The sequence below is a fragment of the Pseudomonas sp. 1 genome, from assembly GCF_056626735.1.
In genome coordinates this window covers 49,486-67,040 of the sequence record NZ_JBWXMQ010000007.1, presented here as the reverse complement: position 1 = coordinate 67,040, position 17,555 = coordinate 49,486, and the positions used below count along the sequence as shown (strand labels likewise).

The 17,555-nt window shown below is 62.5% G+C and carries 20 protein-coding genes; 7 read left to right on the top strand and 13 right to left on the bottom strand.

Annotated elements, in window-relative coordinates:
• Positions 1–12: 12 nt before the first annotated feature.
• Positions 13–804, bottom strand: coding sequence for a YfaP family protein (locus AC1MDC_RS12355; protein ID WP_480393064.1), 792 nt, complete (start codon positions 802–804; stop codon positions 13–15).
• A 277-nt stretch (positions 805–1,081) separates the two neighbouring features.
• On the opposite strand from AC1MDC_RS12355, the gene AC1MDC_RS12350 reads away from it, so the two are divergent.
• From AC1MDC_RS12350 to AC1MDC_RS12330, 5 genes are all read left to right on the top strand, one after another.
• Positions 1,082–2,227 carry a Fic family protein gene (locus tag AC1MDC_RS12350; protein WP_480393063.1) on the top strand — a complete coding sequence of 382 codons (1,146 nt, stop codon included), beginning with the start codon at positions 1,082–1,084 and terminating at the stop codon, positions 2,225–2,227.
• Between the two features lie 88 nt (positions 2,228–2,315).
• Entirely contained in the window at positions 2,316–2,558 is a 243-nt protein-coding gene (locus tag AC1MDC_RS12345; RefSeq protein WP_007894317.1) for an exodeoxyribonuclease VII small subunit, read from the top strand.
• Positions 2,555–3,442 (top strand): (2E,6E)-farnesyl diphosphate synthase, encoded by an 888-nt coding sequence (gene ispA, locus AC1MDC_RS12340; protein WP_085697641.1) that lies wholly within the window; start codon positions 2,555–2,557, stop codon positions 3,440–3,442. The genes AC1MDC_RS12345 and ispA overlap by 4 nt, the downstream gene beginning before the upstream one ends.
• 91 nt (positions 3,443–3,533) lie before the next feature.
• The gene (gene dxs, locus AC1MDC_RS12335) at positions 3,534–5,432 is read left to right on the top strand and encodes a 1-deoxy-D-xylulose-5-phosphate synthase (RefSeq protein ID WP_480393062.1); all 1,899 of its coding nucleotides are present in this window, start codon (positions 3,534–3,536) and stop codon (positions 5,430–5,432) included.
• A gap of 164 nt (positions 5,433–5,596) precedes the next feature.
• A complete protein-coding gene (locus AC1MDC_RS12330) occupies positions 5,597–7,480 on the top strand; it encodes a TonB-dependent receptor domain-containing protein (protein ID WP_480393061.1) in 1,884 nt (627 codons plus the stop codon).
• A 124-nt stretch (positions 7,481–7,604) separates the two neighbouring features.
• On the opposite strand, the gene AC1MDC_RS12325 is transcribed toward AC1MDC_RS12330, so the two are convergent.
• The 12 genes from AC1MDC_RS12325 to nrdR form a co-directional block, all read right to left on the bottom strand.
• Positions 7,605–8,405 (bottom strand): cobalamin-binding protein, encoded by an 801-nt coding sequence (locus tag AC1MDC_RS12325; protein ID WP_480393060.1) that lies wholly within the window; start codon positions 8,403–8,405, stop codon positions 7,605–7,607.
• On the bottom strand, positions 8,405–8,824 hold the full coding sequence (locus AC1MDC_RS12320) for an MFS transporter (RefSeq protein WP_085697645.1): 420 nt from the start codon (positions 8,822–8,824) through the stop codon (positions 8,405–8,407). The genes AC1MDC_RS12325 and AC1MDC_RS12320 overlap by 1 nt, the downstream gene beginning before the upstream one ends.
• Positions 8,821–9,438 carry a GTP cyclohydrolase II gene (gene ribA, locus AC1MDC_RS12315; protein WP_007955551.1) on the bottom strand — a complete coding sequence of 206 codons (618 nt, stop codon included), beginning with the start codon at positions 9,436–9,438 and terminating at the stop codon, positions 8,821–8,823. The genes AC1MDC_RS12320 and ribA overlap by 4 nt, the downstream gene beginning before the upstream one ends.
• 132 nt (positions 9,439–9,570) lie before the next feature.
• Positions 9,571–10,296, bottom strand: a complete 726-nt coding sequence (locus tag AC1MDC_RS12310; protein WP_085697646.1) for a substrate-binding periplasmic protein — start codon at positions 10,294–10,296, stop codon at positions 9,571–9,573.
• A gap of 28 nt (positions 10,297–10,324) precedes the next feature.
• The gene (locus AC1MDC_RS12305; RefSeq protein ID WP_085697647.1) at positions 10,325–10,828 is read right to left on the bottom strand and encodes a phosphatidylglycerophosphatase A family protein; all 504 of its coding nucleotides are present in this window, start codon (positions 10,826–10,828) and stop codon (positions 10,325–10,327) included.
• Positions 10,825–11,790, bottom strand: coding sequence for a thiamine-phosphate kinase (gene thiL, locus AC1MDC_RS12300; protein WP_480393059.1), 966 nt, complete (start codon positions 11,788–11,790; stop codon positions 10,825–10,827). Before thiL ends, AC1MDC_RS12305 begins: the two co-directional genes overlap by 4 nt.
• 27 nt (positions 11,791–11,817) lie before the next feature.
• Entirely contained in the window at positions 11,818–12,318 is a 501-nt protein-coding gene (gene nusB, locus AC1MDC_RS12295; RefSeq protein WP_007955566.1) for a transcription antitermination factor NusB, read from the bottom strand.
• Entirely contained in the window at positions 12,315–12,791 is a 477-nt protein-coding gene (gene ribH, locus AC1MDC_RS12290) for a 6,7-dimethyl-8-ribityllumazine synthase (RefSeq protein WP_003228649.1), read from the bottom strand. Before ribH ends, nusB begins: the two co-directional genes overlap by 4 nt.
• A gap of 91 nt (positions 12,792–12,882) precedes the next feature.
• On the bottom strand, positions 12,883–13,974 hold the full coding sequence (ribBA, locus tag AC1MDC_RS12285) for a bifunctional 3,4-dihydroxy-2-butanone-4-phosphate synthase/GTP cyclohydrolase II (RefSeq protein ID WP_011336136.1): 1,092 nt from the start codon (positions 13,972–13,974) through the stop codon (positions 12,883–12,885).
• A gap of 16 nt (positions 13,975–13,990) precedes the next feature.
• Positions 13,991–14,653 (bottom strand): riboflavin synthase, encoded by a 663-nt coding sequence (locus tag AC1MDC_RS12280; RefSeq protein ID WP_480393058.1) that lies wholly within the window; start codon positions 14,651–14,653, stop codon positions 13,991–13,993.
• 62 nt (positions 14,654–14,715) lie between these two features.
• The gene (ribD, locus tag AC1MDC_RS12275) at positions 14,716–15,834 is read right to left on the bottom strand and encodes a bifunctional diaminohydroxyphosphoribosylaminopyrimidine deaminase/5-amino-6-(5-phosphoribosylamino)uracil reductase RibD (protein WP_480393057.1); all 1,119 of its coding nucleotides are present in this window, start codon (positions 15,832–15,834) and stop codon (positions 14,716–14,718) included.
• Positions 15,831–16,295 carry a transcriptional regulator NrdR gene (gene nrdR, locus AC1MDC_RS12270; protein WP_007906838.1) on the bottom strand — a complete coding sequence of 155 codons (465 nt, stop codon included), beginning with the start codon at positions 16,293–16,295 and terminating at the stop codon, positions 15,831–15,833. The genes ribD and nrdR overlap by 4 nt, the downstream gene beginning before the upstream one ends.
• 128 nt (positions 16,296–16,423) lie before the next feature.
• Between nrdR and AC1MDC_RS12265 the strand changes: the two genes are divergently transcribed.
• Both AC1MDC_RS12265 and AC1MDC_RS12260 read left to right on the top strand, forming a co-directional pair.
• A complete protein-coding gene (locus tag AC1MDC_RS12265; RefSeq protein ID WP_007955577.1) occupies positions 16,424–16,888 on the top strand; it encodes a YbaY family lipoprotein in 465 nt (154 codons plus the stop codon).
• Positions 16,885–17,541, top strand: a complete 657-nt coding sequence (locus AC1MDC_RS12260) for a class I SAM-dependent methyltransferase (RefSeq protein ID WP_085697652.1) — start codon at positions 16,885–16,887, stop codon at positions 17,539–17,541. The genes AC1MDC_RS12265 and AC1MDC_RS12260 overlap by 4 nt, the downstream gene beginning before the upstream one ends.
• Positions 17,542–17,555: the final 14 nt, after the last annotated feature.

Genomic DNA, 17,555 nt, shown 5'->3' with positions numbered 1-17,555 from the left:
GGTGCGGGATGCTTAATAGTTGAAAGTCTTGACCAGCAGCAGATCACCGATAGCCCGCAGGGGCACGATGAACGTTTCGCGTTTTTCGTCGACGGTGTTTTCGTTGAGTACCAGCGTGATTTGCGAGGTGATGACCTCGTTCTGGTTGCTGGCCTCCTCGAAGTTATAGCCGCCGTTACCGAAGTTGCCCCAATAGTTGACGTAAACCAGATAGGTGCCGTGCAGCGGCGCGGTCATGGTGAACATTTCCGGGCCGGGGCCGTCGACGCCGTCCGGATCGAGGCCACCGCCGTTGCTCATCGCCGGACGCGCCCAGAAGGCGTGCTGGCCGTCAGGCGTAATGACGTGCAGGTCGAGTTCGGCTTTAGGATCGTCCCAACCCAGTACCACGCGGATCCGCGCCGGCGCGCGCAAATTGTTGGCTTCGTAGAATTGAACGCGCTTGAGCGACTGGCCGTCAGCGCTGATCACCTCGACGCTGTTGGAACCGGCGCCGAACGCATACGGCCGGGCGAAACGGCCCTGGTCGTCGGTGTACAGATTCAGTGGATTGCCGTTCACCGCCAGGCTGTGGGGCGGACGCAGATGCCCGATGGCCTTGAGCTGGCCCTCGATCATCGTGCGATTGCGCTGGATGCCGCGATCGATGGGCGGCGTCGGATAGGCGACCTGCGGGTTTTCCGTGCGATCGAGCAGCCCGTGATAACGCCAGCCACCCACCGGCTCCGACAGCTCCGCACTCGGCGCCGCCAGCAGCGCGGGCGCGCAGGCCAACCCGATCAGCAGCAAAAGAAGTGAACGCATGTGATGCCTCCTGCCATGCCTGAACGAAACCTTGCACCCGATCCTCGGTACTTCACAGCGCTGAAAACTGCGTTTCGTCTGAAAGACCCGTGACTGTCGGGTCGTAGAAGGCGCGAAGGTTAGCGATTCGGCAGTTTTTTAACAATCGGATACATCTTGAAATGCGGCGGGAATCACGCCCTCGGGTGGACGATGAGCCGAATAGGCGTCATATTCGGCTCACCAAATGAGCCGAATAGCGTTTCTATTCGGCTCACGCACTCAGGAACGGCATTTCATGGCAACTCACTGGATCTGGCAACAGCCCGATTGGCCCGACTTCAACTGGCAGGCAGAGCGTCTCACTGCGCTGTTGCGCGAATGCGTTCAGGCGCAGGGACAATTGATGGGTATGGCGGGATCAGTGGGCAATTCCCTGAGTGCTCAGACTGAGCTGGACGCGTTGCTGCAAAACATCGTGACCTCTTCGGCCATCGAGGGGGAACAGTTGAATGTTGAATCCGTGCGTTCTTCACTGGCACGACGCCTGGGGCTGGAATCGCCTGATGGCCACAACGTCAGCAAGCGCAGCGAGGGACTGGCACAGCTGATGCTCGATGCCACTCAGCGCTTTGCCGAACCTCTGACGCTGGAACGATTGCTGGAATGGCATTCGTGGCTGTTTCCAGAACCGGAGAGTGGCTTCCTTTCGCGTGCAATCAATGTCGGCGCATTACGCGGCGATGAGCCGATGCAGGTGGTTTCCGGACGAATCGAGCGTCCGACCGTGCACTTCGAGGCGCCACCGCGACAAGCCCTTGAGCGGCAACTCGACAGTTTTCTCAAGTGGTTCGACGCCAGTCGGCAACAGGCAGGCCTCGATCCATTCTTGCGAGCTGGCATCGCACATTTCTGGTTCGTCACCTTGCATCCATTCGACGACGGCAATGGACGCCTGACTCGCACCCTTACCGATCTCGCACTGGCTCAGGGCGAAGCGCAGGCGATTCGTTTTTATGCGATGTCCGCCAGCATCCTCGATGATCGTGCGGGCTATTACCGGATTCTCGAATCGAGCCAGAAAGCCACGATGGACATTACCGACTGGCTCACATGGTTCCTGCAAACCTTGCTGCGCAGTCTGCAACAAGCCATCGCGCGGATTGAAAGTGTGTTGGGAAAATCACGCTTCTGGCAGGCGCACCGGGAATCCGGGCTGTCGGCGGAGCAGATCAAAGTGCTCAATCGTTTGCTCGACGGTGGTGAGCGCGGTTTCGAGCACGGTATCAGTGCAGCGCAATACCAGAGTGTGGCCAAGGTCTCCAAAGCCACGGCCACTCGACATTTGGCGGAACTGCTGGAAAAGGGCTGCCTGCAACGTCTTCCGGGCGGCGGACGCAGCACTCGGTATCAGATTCAATATCCGGACGAATCGACCGACTGACACCCTTGTCCGTCGGCCCGCTCATTTGCCCATACCCCCCCTATCTGCTAGTGTCGCGCCGGTTTAACGTCAACCGGAATTAGCCGCCATGGCCCGCAAAAAAGCTGCACTGGATTTCGAACAGTCCCTCGCCGACCTGCAAACGCTGGTGGAGCGTCTGGAGAACGGTGAATTGTCGCTGGAAGACTCGCTGACCGCCTTCGAGCAGGGCATCGGCCTGACCCGTGACTGCCAGGCGGCGCTGGCCCAGGCCGAGCAGAAGGTCCAGGTATTGCTGGAGCGCGATGGCGAACTCGCCGAGGAACCCTTCGACGCGGATCAGCCAGAATGATTGCAGCGTATTCGGCTACCAGCCAGGCGCGGGTCAACGCGGCGCTGGAAACCCTGTTCAATGCCCCGTTGCCAGAACTGGCGCGCCTCTATGAAGCCATGCGCTACAGCGTGATGAACGGCGGCAAACGCGTGCGCCCGCTGCTGGCCTACGCGGCATGCGAAGCCCTTGGCGGCAAGGCCGAACAGGCCAACGGCGCGGCGAGTGCGGTTGAGCTGATCCATGCGTATTCGCTGGTACACGATGATTTGCCAGCGATGGACGACGACGATCTGCGTCGCGGCCAGCCGACCACTCACAAGAAATTCGACGAAGCCTGCGCGATCCTTGCCGGTGACGGCCTGCAGAGTCTGGCCTTCAGCGCCCTGCTCGACCCGCGCCTGAGCGACCTGAGCGCAGACATCCGCCTGCAACAGGTCACAGCGCTGGCGCACGCGGCAGGCCCGGCCGGCATGGTCGGCGGTCAGGCCATCGATCTCGGTTCGGTCGGCCTCAAGCTCGACCAGAAAGCTTTGGAACAAATGCACCGGCACAAGACCGGCGCGCTGATCGAGGTCAGCGTCAAACTTGGCGCGCTGGCCAGCGGCCGTGCCGAGAAGGATGAACTGAAGTCGCTGCAGACTTATGCACAGGCCATCGGTCTGGCGTTCCAGGTCCAGGACGACATCCTCGACGTCGAAAGCGATACCGAAACCCTCGGCAAACGCCAGGGTGCCGACATCGCCCGCGACAAGCCGACCTACCCGGCCCTGCTCGGTCTCGACGCCGCCAAGGCTTACGCGCTGGAACTGCGCGATCAGGCCCTGCACGCACTGCGACCGTTTGACGCGGCTGCCGAGCCGTTGCGCGATCTGGCCCGGTATATCGTCGATCGGCGTAACTGAAGGCTAATCAGCCAAAAAAGACCAACGCGTGGGCAGGGGGCGATGCATCAGGTAAACTGCCGCATCTTTTATACCTATAACGATTCGCCTGATGCCCACGACGTTTCATGAGATTCCCCGCAAGCGCCCGACCACGCCCCTGCTCGACCGCGCGAACACGCCGGACGGCCTGCGCCGGTTAGGCGAAGCCGAGCTGGAAACCCTGGCTGATGAGTTGCGCCTGGAATTGCTCTACACGGTCGGCCAGACCGGTGGGCATTTCGGTGCCGGCCTGGGCGTGATCGAGCTGACCATCGCGTTGCATTACGTCTTCGACACCCCGGACGATCGTCTGGTGTGGGACGTTGGTCATCAGGCTTATCCGCACAAGATCCTCACCGGTCGTCGCGAGCGCATGGAAACCCTGCGCCAGAAGGACGGCATCGCGGCCTTCCCGCGCCGCTCCGAGAGCGAGTACGACACCTTTGGCGTCGGTCACTCCAGCACCTCGATCAGCGCCGCGCTGGGCATGGCCATCGCCGCCCGCCTGCAGAACATTGATCGCAAGGCGATTGCCGTGATCGGCGACGGCGCATTGACCGCAGGCATGGCGTTCGAGGCGCTGAACCATGCGCCAGAAGTCGACGCCAACATGCTGGTGATCCTCAACGACAACGACATGTCGATCTCGCGCAACGTCGGCGGTCTGTCGAACTATCTGGCGAAGATCCTTTCCAGCCGCACTTACGCGAGCATGCGTGAAGGCAGCAAAAAAGTGCTGTCGCGCCTGCCCGGGGCCTGGGAAATCGCCCGTCGCACCGAAGAATACGCAAAAGGCATGCTGGTTCCCGGCACCCTGTTCGAAGAACTGGGCTGGAACTACATCGGCCCGATCGATGGCCACGACCTGCCGACCCTGATCGCCACCCTGCGCAACATGCGCGATCTGAAAGGCCCGCAGTTCCTGCACATCGTCACCAAGAAGGGCAAAGGCTTCGCCCCGGCTGAAGTCGATCCGATCGGTTACCACGCCATCACCAAACTCGAGCCGCTGGACGCCCCGGCCGCTGCGCCGAAGAAGGCCAGCGGGCCGAAGTATTCCGGCGTGTTCGGTGAATGGCTGTGCGACATGGCTGCTGCCGACCCGCGTCTGGTAGGCATCACCCCGGCGATGAAGGAAGGTTCGGATCTGGTGGCGTTCAGCGAACGCTTCCCGCTGCGCTACTTCGACGTGGCGATTGCCGAGCAACACGCCGTGACTCTCGCGGCCGGCATGGCCTGCGAAGGCGCGAAACCGGTGGTGGCGATCTACTCGACGTTCCTGCAACGCGGTTACGACCAATTGGTGCATGACGTCGCGGTGCAGAACCTCGACGTGCTGTTCGCCATCGACCGCGCGGGCCTGGTGGGCGAAGACGGCCCGACCCACGCCGGCAGTTTCGACCTGTCTTACCTGCGTTGCATCCCGGGCATGGTCATCATGACCCCGAGCGATGAAAACGAGCTGCGCAAAATGCTCACCACCGGCCACCTGTACAACGGCCCGGCGGCGGTGCGTTACCCGCGCGGTACCGGACCGAACGCGACCATCGAGAAAGACCTCGAACCGATCGAGATCGGCAAGGGTGTGGTGCGTCGCCGGGGCAGCAAAGTCGCCCTGCTGGTGTTCGGCGTGCAGATGGCCGAAGCCCTGAAGGTTGGCGAGACGCTGGACGCGACCGTGGTCGACATGCGCTTTGTCAAACCGATGGACGAAGCGCTGGTGCGCGAAATCGCCAACAGCCACGACCTGCTGGTGACCATCGAAGAGAACGCGATCATGGGCGGCGCCGGTGGCGCGGTCAGCGAATTCCTCGCCCGCGAGAACATCCTCAAGTCGGTGCTGCACCTGGGCTTGCCGGACGTTTACGTCGAGCACGCCAAGCCGGCGCAGATGCTGGCCGAGTGCGGGCTTGACGAGGCGGGGATCGAAGCGGCGGTGCGTGAGCGTCTGGAGCTGCTTAACCGCTAATCGCCAGATCTGTGAACAACCCTGTGGGAGCGAGCTTGCTCGCGAAGACGGACAGTCAGTCGACTCATTCTTGACTGACATACCGCATTCGCGAGCAAGCTCGCTCCCACAGTGGTTTGTGCAGCTTTCAAAATTCAATTCGCTTTATGTACCAACGGACTCCGATGAACCTCTCGCGCCTCGCCCTGCCCCTCCTGCTGCTGCCAACCGCCAACGCCCTGGCCGACACCTTCGAACGCGATCAGGCTCTGAAGCTGCCGGACGTGCTGATCAGCGCCAACCGCCAGGTCGAGGCGCGCAACGACAGCAGCGCCGCCAACACCGTGTTCACCCGCGAAGACATCGAGCGCCTGCAACCGAGCAGCGTCACCGATCTGCTGCAACGGGTACCGGGCGTACAAGTCGCGCAAACCGGCGGGCGCGGCAGCCTGCCGGGAATCTACATTCGTGGCACGCAATCGGCGCAGAGCCTGGTGCTGGTCGACGGCCAGCGCATTGGCAACGCCACCTCCGGCGACAGCAACCTGCAACACCTCAACATCGAACAGATCGAGCGTGTCGAGGTACTGCGCGGATCGCGCTCGGTCATTTACGGCAGCGACGCGATCGGCGGGGTGATCCAGATCTTCACCCGGCGCGGCGGCGAACAGGGCCTGCAGCCGCGGATGCATGTCGGCTTCGGCAGCAATCAGACCTGGGAGCGCAGCGTCGGCCTCTCCGGCGGTGATGAGAAAACCCGCTTCAACCTCGGCGCCAGCCTCGATGAAACCGCCGGCCTCGACCGCACCCACGATTCGTATCCCAGCGACAGCGATCACGATGCCTACCGCAATAAATCCATCAGCCTGAGCCTCAGCCATGCGCTGACCGATGACATCGAAGTCGGCGCCAACCTGCTGGATAACCGTGGCAAAAGCGAATTCGACAACCCGTTCGGGCGCTTCGACCCGGTGACCTTCGACTCCCTCCAGCAGCAGCCCTACAGCGATTTCGCCGTCAGCAGTTTCAGCAGCTACATCGACGCGCGGATCAATGAGCGCTGGAAGTCGCGCCTGGAGCTTGGCCACAGCGAAAACCGCGAGAAGTCTTTCGACAAGCTCAGCGACGAGCGCTCGGTGTTCAACACCTACCGCGACTCGGTGACCTGGCAGAACGACCTGACCCTCGATGCGCGCAACAGCCTGATACTCGGCGGCGACTGGTACGAAGACCGGATCAACAGCAGCACCGCGTTCGACGAAGACAGCCGCTGGAACCGCGCCGCGTTCATCCAGCATCGCTTCCAGGCTGACAGCTTCTCCACCGAACTGGGCCTGCGCCGTGACGACAACCAGCAGTTCGGCGGCCAGAACAGCTGGAGCGGCACGCTGACCTTGCCGGTCAACCCGGACAACGATCTGCTGCTCAGCTACAGCGAAGGCTTCCGCGCACCGACCTTCAACGATCTGTACTACCCGGACTTCAGCAATCCCGACCTGAAACCGGAAACCTCGAAAAGCTACGAATTGCAATGGCGCAGCCAGTTGAGCGACAGCACTCGCCTCGAAGCATCGCTGTATCGGACCGATCTGGAAGACGCGATCATCTTCGGCAGTAACTCACGCCCGGAAAACGTCGCCTCGGCGCGGATCAACGGCTTCGAAGCAGCGCTGAAACAGCAGCTGTTCGGCTGGCAGAGCAATCTGGGCGTGGCGATCATCGATCCCCGCGACCGCGACACCGGCCACACATTGGCGCGGCGTGCCCGCCGCACCTTGAGCTGGGATCTGGATCGACAATTCGACCGCCTCGGCCTAGGGGCCAGTTGGCAGGCTGTCAGCAGCAGTTATGACGACCTCAACAATCAACAACCGCTTGGCGGATACGCGCTGCTCGGGCTGCGCAGCAGCTGGGCGCTGAACCGTGAGATCAAGCTGGATTTCAAGGTCGATAACCTGCTGGACAAGGGTTACAGCCGGGCGCTGTACAGCCATGACGGCAGTCAGTATGGCTATCGCGAGGAAGGTCGGGCGTTCATGTTCGGCGTGACCTGGACGCCGCAGCTCTGATCCGGGATTTTCGCTGCCTTGACGGGCCTCATCGTCGGATCGCCGCCCGGAGCAAGCTCGCTCCCACAGGTTCAGCCCGATACTTGTGGGAGCGAGCTTGCTCGCGAATGCAGGCGCTGCGGTCTCAGCGGTCTGGCGCGATCAGTTGGCAAAGCTTGGCGGTCGCTTCGATCATCTGCCCGCTCGGACGCTCCAGACCTTTGTCGGTGACCAACAGCAGCTGCCTGTGCTTCACCGCCGCCACCTGCGGCCAGGCATTCCACGCATTCAGTTGTGGCTGATCGCCGGCCAGAATCACCTCGGGATCACGCTGTAAAACGGCTTCGATGCTCACCTGCGGCGCCGGCAGCGTCAGGTCGGCGAACACATTGCGTGCGCCGCACACTTCAAGCGCATCGCTGATGATCTGCCCGCCGCCGACGGTGTACAGCGGCTTGTCCCAGACCTGATAGAACACCCGCAGAGGCACTTCCCGCCGGTAGCGCTGGCGCAGCCTGTCGAGGTTTTGCCGCAACTCGCGGGCCCGTTCGACCCCGCGCTCAGGACGACCGAGCTGTGTCGCGATGGCTTCGATCTGCGCGGTCAACTGCTCGAAACTGTGGGGTTCGGCAACGAAAGTCGGGATATTCAGGCGCTTGAGCTGATCGCGCTGGGCCGGGCCGACACTGCCGGGCCACAACAGCAACAAGTCAGGCTTGAGGCTGAGCAGCCGTTCCATGTCGAGCTGGCCGTAACGGCCCACCGAAGGCACGTCCTTGATCGCGGATGGCCGCTCACCGGCATCCAGCACCCCGACCAGCAGGTCGGCCGAATCCAGTTCAACCACGATTTCCGACAGGGAGGGCGCAAGGCTGACCACCCGCAGGGCGGCCAGCGTTTCACCGCTGACGGCCAGCAGCAGAACCGCCAGCCAGAGACGCCGCATCAAGCGAGTTGACGCGGGATACGGTAGAGGTAGAACAGCACCGCCGTCGACAGCGCCAGCAACATCAGCGGTACCGCTTCAAGGCCGACGAACACCGCCAGCGCGCCAATCCAGGCCGGCAGCGCCGCGACCACAAATGCACGGCGAAGGCAGGCTGCCAAGGCAATCCAGGCAGCGGGTTCTTCAGGGGTATCGAGGGCTTTTTGCGTGGCGATCAGCGCATGTTTGTAGCGCCCGAAAAACTTCAGGCTGACAAACATCGAGGCCACGCCAGCGATAAAGAATGGCATCGCCAGGACCGGCAGAATCGCCTCGCCCTGGCCAAACACTCCGTTGATCACGAACAGCGGCACCAGCGCCAGCGCCAGGTATTTCCACCAGGCGATCGCCAGACGGCGCCGCACTTGTCCGCGGGTCACGCCCGGTCTACCTCGCCCTGATGCTCGTTGCCCATCATGTGGTCGAGCTTGCTGGCCTTGGTCGCCAGATAGAGTTTGTTGTGCGGGTTATGACCGGTGTGCAGCGGAACGCGCTCGGCGACGACGATGCCCATGTCGGTCAAGGCTTTGACCTTGCGCGGGTTGTTGGTCATCAGGCGCAGGGACTTGACGCCCAGATGCTCGAGCATCGGCAGGCACATGGCGTAATCACGCTGGTCGGCGGCAAAGCCCAGGCGCTCGTTGGCTTCAACGGTATCGGCGCCGCCGTCCTGCAATTCGTAGGCACGGATCTTGTTCAAAAGACCGATGCCGCGCCCTTCCTGACGCAGATACAGCAACACGCCACGACCTTCGCGAGCGATGGCCTTGAGGGCGCCTTCGAGTTGCGAACCGCAGTCGCAACGCTGGCTGAACAAGGCATCACCGGTCAGGCATTCGGAGTGCAGACGGCCGAGTACCGGGGCACCGTCGGCAATCTCACCCAGGCTCAGCACAACGTGCTCGCGGCCGGTGGCTTCATCGAGAAAACCGTGCATGGTGAATTGCGCAAAAGGAGTGGGCAGCTTGGAAGCGGCGACAAAAACGACAGGCACCGGTGTGCTCCTGATCTGAAAAGTCCGAGATTCGCTGGGCGGCATTGTAACAGCACGTTCCTACAGGCGCTTAGGCTGAATTATCGGCCATAACGATCAAAAAGTTTGATTACAGGCCCTTCGTTATCGCCCTTACTCGAACGGATACGGCTGCTTCCAGCGCTCGAAGATCGGCTTCAGCTCGCCGCTTTTAACCAGTTGCTCGATGCGCTGGTCGTAGATCGACATCAACGCCCGGGCTTGCGGGGTGTCGGCGAAACCGAGGTACAGCGGCAGTTCCGCCAGATGTGAATAACGGTATTGCGAAGGATCGGCGGCGTTTCTGACTACCGCTTCGATTTCCGTCAGCGCATCGATGTAGTAATCCGCCCGCCCCTGCTTGAGCATCGACAGGATCCCGGTGCGGCGCTCGATCTGGTTGAAGCGTTTGACGTTCGGCAGGTAGGTTTCGTAGCGATAGCCGCGTACCCAGGCCAGTCGGTATTTGCCCAGCGTCGCCTGGGTTGGCGACGGATTGCTGGCCAGGCCGAGCGCGTAGATGTGGTCGGAATCGAAATTCCATTTCGGGTACAAGACCTGCTCGGCTTCACCGCGGTAGGAACCGACCAGTGCGTCGACTTCCTTCAATTGCACCAGCCCGACCGAACGGGTGTAGGGCACGGTGCGGATGTCCAGGGTTACGCCGGCCGGCTCGAAGACTTTGCGCAACACATCCCAGCCCAGCCCATGGCCATCGGCGGCGGTGTAGTCCTCCCAATCTTCACTGGCCAGATGAATGACCGACGGCGGTGCGTCCTGTGCCTGGGCCATGGCGCCAAGCAAGGTCAAAACCACTATCGCCAACCAGCGTCGAGTCATCCCTGCGTCCCTCATCCACGCCTGGAAATCAGGCGAAAAGCCACACCAGGCCCTGCATCGCCAGCCACGCGAACACGCCGGCCAGCACATCGTCGAGCATGATGCCGACGCCGCCGTGAACGTGCCGGTCGATCCAGCGGATCGGCCACGGCTTGAGAATGTCGAAGAAGCGGAACACCAGGAACCCGGCGAGCAACCAGTACCAGCCTTCCGGCACCAGCCACAGGGTAATCCACATCCCGACCATTTCGTCCCAGACGATGCCTTCGTGGTCGTGCACCCGCAGATCGTCAGCCACTTTGCCGCACAGCCAGAAGCCGAACAGCATGGTGATTCCGAGCATCAGCCAGTAACCCCAGTCGGGCAGCATCTGCCACAACGGGATAAAGGGTAGCGCAACTAACGAGCCCCAGGTGCCCGGCGCCTTGGGCAAGGTGCCCGAGCCGAAGCCGAACGCGAGGAAATGCCAGGGATTGCGCCAGACCGACGGCGGAACGAATTCGGCCGGAACCTGTTTCGGGTGATCTGTCACGGTGACTCCTGAAAATGTTGATAGCCCCGGATTTGCGGGGTGATGTCGTGCCCGTCGCGGTCCAGCAGCACCACGCCCTGGCCCTGCGTCACGCGGCCGATCACATGGATCGGCCAGCCATCGGCCAGCAGCGCCGGCAACTCGACGGGCGGCAAGGTGAAGGCCAGCACATAATCGTCGCCACCGCTCAACGCCGCGCGTTCGGCGCCGCGCTGACCGAGAAATGCCACCAGCGCATCCGACAATGGAACACGCTCACGCTCGACTTCGAGGCGCACCTGCGAAGCCAGTGCGATGTGACCGCAATCGGCGAGCAGGCCATCGGAGATGTCCAGCGCCGAGGTGGCCTTGCCACGCAGGGCCTGGCCGAGGGCGAGTTGCGGTTGCGGCGACCAGTAATGATCGAGCAGCGGTTGGGCAATATGGGGTTCGGCGTCTCGCTGCCCCAGCACCAGCGGCAAGGCCCCGGCGGCATTGCCCAGTTCGCCGCCGACACACAGCAGATCGCCCGGCTGCGCGCCGCTGCGGGTCAGCGCTTTGCCGGCCGGGACGCGGCCGAACACCGTCACGGTCAGGCTCAACGGCCCGCGCGTCGTGTCGCCGCCGACCAGCGCCACGCCGCAGCCCTGCGCCATGCGGTTCAAACCGCGGGCATAGGCTTGCAGCCAATCGGCGGTCACCGTCGGCAAGGTCAGGGCAAGGGTAAAGGCAACGGGCGTGGCGCCCATGGCAGCAAGGTCGCTGACCGCCACGGCCAGCGAGCGCTGACCGAGCAGAAACGGATCGCAGGGATCGGCGAAATGCACGCCGGCCACCAGCGTATCGGTGGAAACCGCCAGCTGTTCCCCGGAGTGAACTGCCAGCAAGGCGCAGTCATCGCCGATCCCCAGTGCAACGCCTTCGCCGCCCTGCGCACAAGGCGCGGCGGCGAAGAAATTGCGGATCAGCTCAAACTCGCCCATGGCTGAGAAGAAGTATTCAAGCGCCGATCAGCGCTTGAACGCCTTCACTTCAGCTTCACGCAGGCGCGGAGCCAGCTTGTCGAGCACGCCGTTGACGAACTTGTGGCCGTCGGTCGAACCGAACACCTTGGCCAGTTCGATACCTTCGTTGATCACAACACGGTACGGCACGTCAACGCGCTTGAGCAGTTCCCAGGTGGACAGGCGCAGAACCGCCAGTTCAACCGGGTCCAGCTCTTCGATCGCCAGGTCCAGGCAAGGCGTGAGCGCGTTGTCGATTTCGGTCTTGAACTGCGGAACCCCGTGCAGGATTTCGCGGAAGTAGGCACCGTCGACATCGGTGAAATCGTTATCGACCCGGAACTGCGCTTCGATCTCGTTCAACGACTGCCGAGCCATATGCCATTGATACAGGGCCTGGGTCGCGAGCTGACGGGCTTCGCGGCGCTTGGCGCTTTTCGATGGCTTGCCGGCATCCGCAGGTTTCGGATCGCGCGGGTTGAAACGATCGCTTTCGTCGCTAATCACTTGGCCTCCAACTGCGCCAGCAGGCTGACCATTTCCAGAGCGGACAGGGCAGCTTCAGCACCTTTGTTGCCGGCCTTGGTGCCGGAACGTTCGATGGCTTGCTCGATGGAATCAACGGTCAGGACGCCGAAAGCGACCGGTACGCCGAATTCCATGGACACCTGGGCCAGGCCCTTGGTGCACTCGCCAGCCACGTATTCGAAGTGCGGAGTGCCGCCACGAATGACCGCGCCCAGGGCAATGATTGCTGCGAACTCGCCTTTCTGGGCGACTTTCTGCGCAACCAGCGGGATTTCGAAGGCGCCAGGTGCGCGGATGATGGTGATGTCGCTTTCGCTCACGCCGTGGCGAACCAGGGCATCAACTGCACCGCTGACCAGGCTTTCAACCACGAAGCTGTTGAAGCGGCCCACTACCAAAGCGTAGCGGCCTTTAGGGGCGATGAAGGTACCTTCGATGGTCTTCAGGGTCATTCGTCAGATCTCTTAAAGAGCCGGGACGCGTCTGTTTCGCGTCCCTCAGTGATTTATTTGCCGCGAATACAGGGCCGGAAACAACCGGTCATTATTCGGAGGGCACGTATTCTACAACTTCCAGATCGAAACCGGATATCGCATTGAACTTCATCGGCGCAGACATCAGGCGCATTTTGCGCACGCCGAGGTCACGCAGGATCTGCGAACCGGCACCGACGATGCTGTAGGTGGTCGGTTTTTTCACCGCCGCCTGATCGCCGGTTTCACGGATGTGCGCCAGCAACACGTCGCCATCCAGCGGGTGACCCAGCAACAACACCACACCGCTGCCGGCCTCGGCAACCGCAGCCATGGCGGCGCGCAGGCTCCAGCGGCCCGGTTGCTTGACCATCAACAGGTCGCGCAGCGGGTCCATGTTGTGCACGCGAACCAGGGTCGGTTCTTCGGCGCAAACGGTGCCCAGGGTCAGTGCCATGTGCACGTCGCCTTCCACGGAATCACGATAGGTCACCAGGTTGAATTGGCCCAGTTCGCTGTCCAGCGGCTGCTCGGCAATCCGCTGAACGGTACGTTCGTGGATCATCCGATAGTGAATCAGGTCGGCGATGGTACCGATCTTGATGTCGTGCTCAGCAGCAAAGGCTTCCAGCTCGGCGCGACGGGACATGGTGCCGTCGTCATTCATCACTTCGCAGATCACGCCGCTTGGCTCGAAACCGGCCATGCGTGCCAGGTCGCAGGCCGCTTCAGTGTGACCGGCTCGGGCCAGGGTGCCACCGGCCTGGGCCATCAGCGGGAAGATGTGGCCCGGGCTGACGATATCTTCAGCCTTGGCGTCTTTCGCAGCCGCCGCTTGCACGGTGCGCGCGCGGTCAGCGGCGGAGATACCGGTGGTCACGCCTTCGGCCGCTTCGATCGAGACGGTGAACTTGGTGCCGAAACCGGAACCGTTGCGTGGCGCCATCAGCGGCAGCTTCAGGGTTTCGCAGCGCTCGCGGCTCATCGGCATGCAGATCAGGCCACGGGCGTACTTGGCCATGAAGTTGATGTGCTCGGCCTTGCAGCACTCGGCGGCCATGATCAGGTCGCCTTCGTTCTCGCGGTCTTCGTCATCCATGAGGATGACCATCTTGCCTTGGCGGATGTCTTCAACCAGTTCTTCGATGCTATTGAGCGCCACAAGGCACCCCCTTCAGTCAGGATTTGAGGTAGCCGTTGGCGGCCAGAAAGCTTTCAGTGATGCCGCCAGACGTTGGCTCTGCAGCCTTGTCGCCCAACAGCAGACGCTCGAGATAACGCGCCAGCAAGTCGACTTCCAGGTTCACCCGGCGACCTGGCTTGTAGGACGCCATGATGGTTTCGCTCAGGGTGTGCGGGATGATCGTCAGCAGGAATTCGGCGCCATCGACCGCGTTCACGGTCAGGCTGGTGCCGTCGACGGTGATCGAGCCTTTGTGGGCGATGTACCTGGCCAGCTCTCTCGGCGCGCGGATGCGAAATTCCACGGCGCGGGCATTGTCGCTGCGCGAGACCACTTCGCCGACACCGTCGACGTGACCGCTGACCAGATGGCCGCCGAGACGGGTGGTCGGGGTCAGGGCTTTCTCCAGGTTGACCGGGCTGCCGCTTTTCAGGTCATTCATGGCAGTGCAGTCGAGGGTTTCGCGACTGACGTCGGCAGCGAAGCCGTTGCCCGGCAGTTCCACGGCGGTCAGGCACACGCCGTTGACCGCGATGCTGTCGCCGAGTTTGACGTCGCTCAGGTCGAGCTTGCCGGTTTCGACATGCACCCGCACATCACCGCCCTTTGGGGTCAATGCGCGGATACTGCCGATGGATTCGATGATGCCGGTAAACATGGGGTTCTCCTTGAGAACGAAGCCAGCGCTAACGCGATGGCCGGGAATTATACGCTCGCTGATCAGACAGGGATTGCAGTGACTCGCCAGTCATCGCCAACCGCGCGAATTTCAGTGATTTTCAGCTCCGGCGCATCCTTCATATAAGCGAGTGGCCAGTCCAGAAGCGGACGCGCCGTGGAGCCGAGGAACTTGCCGGCGATGAAGATCACGAACTCATCGACCAGACCGAGCTGGGCAAATGCGCCTGCCAGTCGCGGTCCGGCCTCGACCAGGACTTCGTTGACACCTCGGTTGGCCAGCTCGATCAGCAACTGATGCAGATCGACCTGACCATCATCGCCCGGCACGATCAGGCATTCCGGGCCGTTGGCGTACTGTTCTTCGATGGCCACGCAGGTGGCGACCAGCGCCGGGCCGGCCTTGAAGAACGGCGCATCCAGCGGCACTCGCAGACGCCCGTCGATCAGCACCCGCAGCGGCGGACGGCTCAGGGCCAGCGCGGTTTGTTCGGCATCCAGCCCCAGCTCGTCGCCGCGCACCGTCAGGCGTGCGCCATCGGCCAGCACCGTGTCGGCACCGGTTAGTACCACGCTGGCCTGGGCGCGCAAACGCTGCACTGCAGAACGCGCGGCCGGGCCGGTGATCCATTGGCTCTCGCCGCTTTCCATCGCCGTGCGGCCGTCGAGGCTCATGGCCAACTTGACCCGCACAAACGGCAAGCCGTGTTCCATGCGTTTCAGAAAACCTTGATTGAGCTTGCGCGCTTCTATTTCCAGTACGCCGCTTTCGGTGGCGATACCGGCATCGGCCAGACGCTGCAGACCGCGTCCGGCGACTTGTGGATTCGGATCACGCATTGCCGCGACCACCCGGCCCACACCGGCGTTCACCAGCGCATCGGCGCACGGCGGCGTGCGGCCGTGGTGGCTGCAAGGTTCGAGGGTGACGTAAGCGGTCGCGCCCCGGGCCTGCTCACCGGCGGCGCGCAGGGCGTGGACTTCGGCGTGCGGTTCGCCGACGCGTTCATGCCAGCCTTCGCCGACAATCTGCCCGTCGCGCACGATCACGCAGCCGACCCGTGGATTGGGATGAGTCGTGTAATGCCCCTTGCGCGCCAGTTCCAGGGCCCGGGCCATGAAGCGGGCGTCGAGGATGGCCTGCTCGGCGGCGGTGGTCATTCTTTCACCGGTTCACGGGCAAGGCGGTCGATCTCTTCGCGGAATTCGTTGAGGTCCTGGAAGCGGCGGTACACGGATGCGAAACGGATGTAGGCGACTTCATCGAGCTTTTTCAGCTCGGCCATCACCAGTTCGCCGACCACGAGGGATTTGACCTCGCGCTCACCGGTGGCGCGCAGCTTGTGTTTGATATGGACCAGCGAGGATTCGAGGCGCTCGACGCTCACCGGACGTTTCTCCAGGGCGCGTTGCATGCCGGCGCGGAGTTTTTCTTCGTCGAACGGTTGGCGGCTGCCGTCGGTTTTGATCAGGCGCGGCAACACCAGTTCGGCCGTCTCGAACGTCGTGAAACGTTCGCCGCAGGCCAGGCATTCACGCCGGCGGCGCACCTGTTCGCCCTCGGCGACCAGACGCGAGTCGATGACCTTGGTGTCGTTGGCACCGCAGAAGGGACAGTGCATGGTGGCTGGCAACAAAAAAAGGGAGGGCCATGGTAGCGCATCCCGGTGGCAAGACAAGCCATAGGCTTTGCGGTATACAGACTGCCATGATCGTTTGATCCATGGATTTCATTTTGCTGGAGCCGCCAATGTCCCTACGACCGCTCGTTTTGCTCAGTGTTTTCAGCCTGCTGGTGGCCTGTGGCAGCGATGCGCCCAAGCCTCAGCCGCCAACGCCGGGCCCGGCGCCGCAACAGGCGCAGAAAAAAGCCCGGGAAGCCGCCGACCTCGGCCCGCTGCCCGCGTATCAACGGGAACTGAGCGGCACCCTGCAAGGCGTGCCGGCCGGCGCCGAAGTCGAACTGGCGCTGCTGGTGATCGACGCCAAGGATCGCCCGCAACAATTGCTCGCCAGTTCCAGTCTGATCGGCAACAACCAGATTCTGCCGTTCCACCTGCGCTTCAACCCCGACGCTTTCCCGGTCGGCGCGCGGGTTGAATTGCGCGGCCGCGCCAGCCAGTCCGGCCAGTTGATCCTGCACCTGCCGTCGCAGACCATCACTCAGCCGACCACCCAGGCCCTGGGCCAACTGCAATTTGTCAAAGCACCATGAATGCACCGCAAGACCTGCAACAGTCGCTGGGCCAATTGCTCGGCGACGCGCGACTGAAAGCCTGTGCGTTGCCGGACACCGATTTGCGGCTGTGGCTGATTGACGGCGACAACATGGCGCGCGAATTCAGTCAGGAAGAAACCCAACGCATCCTGCATGAACCGCCGTACTGGAGTTTCTGCTGGGCCAGTGGTCTGGCAGTGGCGCGGTATCTGGCGGCGTTTCCCGAGTGGGTTCGCGGCAAGCGGGTGCTGGATTTCGGCGCTGGTTCCGGGATCGCCGGGATCGCGGCGGTGAAGGCCGGCGCACTGGAAGTCGTGGCCTGCGACCTGGATCCGCTGGCGATTGCCGCCTGTCGGGCGAATGCCGAACTCAATGATGTGCAGATGAGTTATTCCACGGATTTCTTCGCCGAAGCGGATCGCTTCGATCTGATCCTGGTGGCCGACGTTCTGTATGACAGGGAAAACCTGCCGCTGCTCGACGCCTTCCTGAGCCGTGGCCGCGAAGCGCTGGTGGCGGATTCGCGGGTTCGCGATTTCCGGCATCCGCTGTACCGGCGCATCGAAATGCTCGAAGCCATGACCCTGCCGGATCTGGCCGAGCCCGAAGAGTTTCGCCATGTCAGCCTCTACCATGCGGCCCGCGCCTGACCGTATAGTTGCCC

Coding starts and splice junctions, on each gene's coding strand:
- dxs (WP_480393062.1), top strand. CDS start 3,534: ATGCCCACGACGTTTCATGAGATTCCCCGCAAGCGCCCGACCACGCCC.
- AC1MDC_RS12330 (WP_480393061.1), top strand. CDS start 5,597: ATGAACCTCTCGCGCCTCGCCCTGCCCCTCCTGCTGCTGCCAACCGCC.
- thiL (WP_480393059.1), bottom strand. CDS start 11,790: ATGGGCGAGTTTGAGCTGATCCGCAATTTCTTCGCCGCCGCGCCTTGT.
- AC1MDC_RS12265 (WP_007955577.1), top strand. CDS start 16,424: ATGTCCCTACGACCGCTCGTTTTGCTCAGTGTTTTCAGCCTGCTGGTG.
- ribD (WP_480393057.1), bottom strand. CDS start 15,834: ATGACCACCGCCGCCGAGCAGGCCATCCTCGACGCCCGCTTCATGGCC.
- AC1MDC_RS12350 (WP_480393063.1), top strand. CDS start 1,082: ATGGCAACTCACTGGATCTGGCAACAGCCCGATTGGCCCGACTTCAAC.
- AC1MDC_RS12310 (WP_085697646.1), bottom strand. CDS start 10,296: ATGACTCGACGCTGGTTGGCGATAGTGGTTTTGACCTTGCTTGGCGCC.
- AC1MDC_RS12345 (WP_007894317.1), top strand. CDS start 2,316: ATGGCCCGCAAAAAAGCTGCACTGGATTTCGAACAGTCCCTCGCCGAC.
- AC1MDC_RS12280 (WP_480393058.1), bottom strand. CDS start 14,653: ATGTTTACCGGCATCATCGAATCCATCGGCAGTATCCGCGCATTGACC.
- ispA (WP_085697641.1), top strand. CDS start 2,555: ATGATTGCAGCGTATTCGGCTACCAGCCAGGCGCGGGTCAACGCGGCG.
- ribH (WP_003228649.1), bottom strand. CDS start 12,791: ATGACCCTGAAGACCATCGAAGGTACCTTCATCGCCCCTAAAGGCCGC.
- AC1MDC_RS12260 (WP_085697652.1), top strand. CDS start 16,885: ATGAATGCACCGCAAGACCTGCAACAGTCGCTGGGCCAATTGCTCGGC.
- nrdR (WP_007906838.1), bottom strand. CDS start 16,295: ATGCACTGTCCCTTCTGCGGTGCCAACGACACCAAGGTCATCGACTCG.
- AC1MDC_RS12325 (WP_480393060.1), bottom strand. CDS start 8,405: ATGCGGCGTCTCTGGCTGGCGGTTCTGCTGCTGGCCGTCAGCGGTGAA.
- AC1MDC_RS12355 (WP_480393064.1), bottom strand. CDS start 804: ATGCGTTCACTTCTTTTGCTGCTGATCGGGTTGGCCTGCGCGCCCGCG.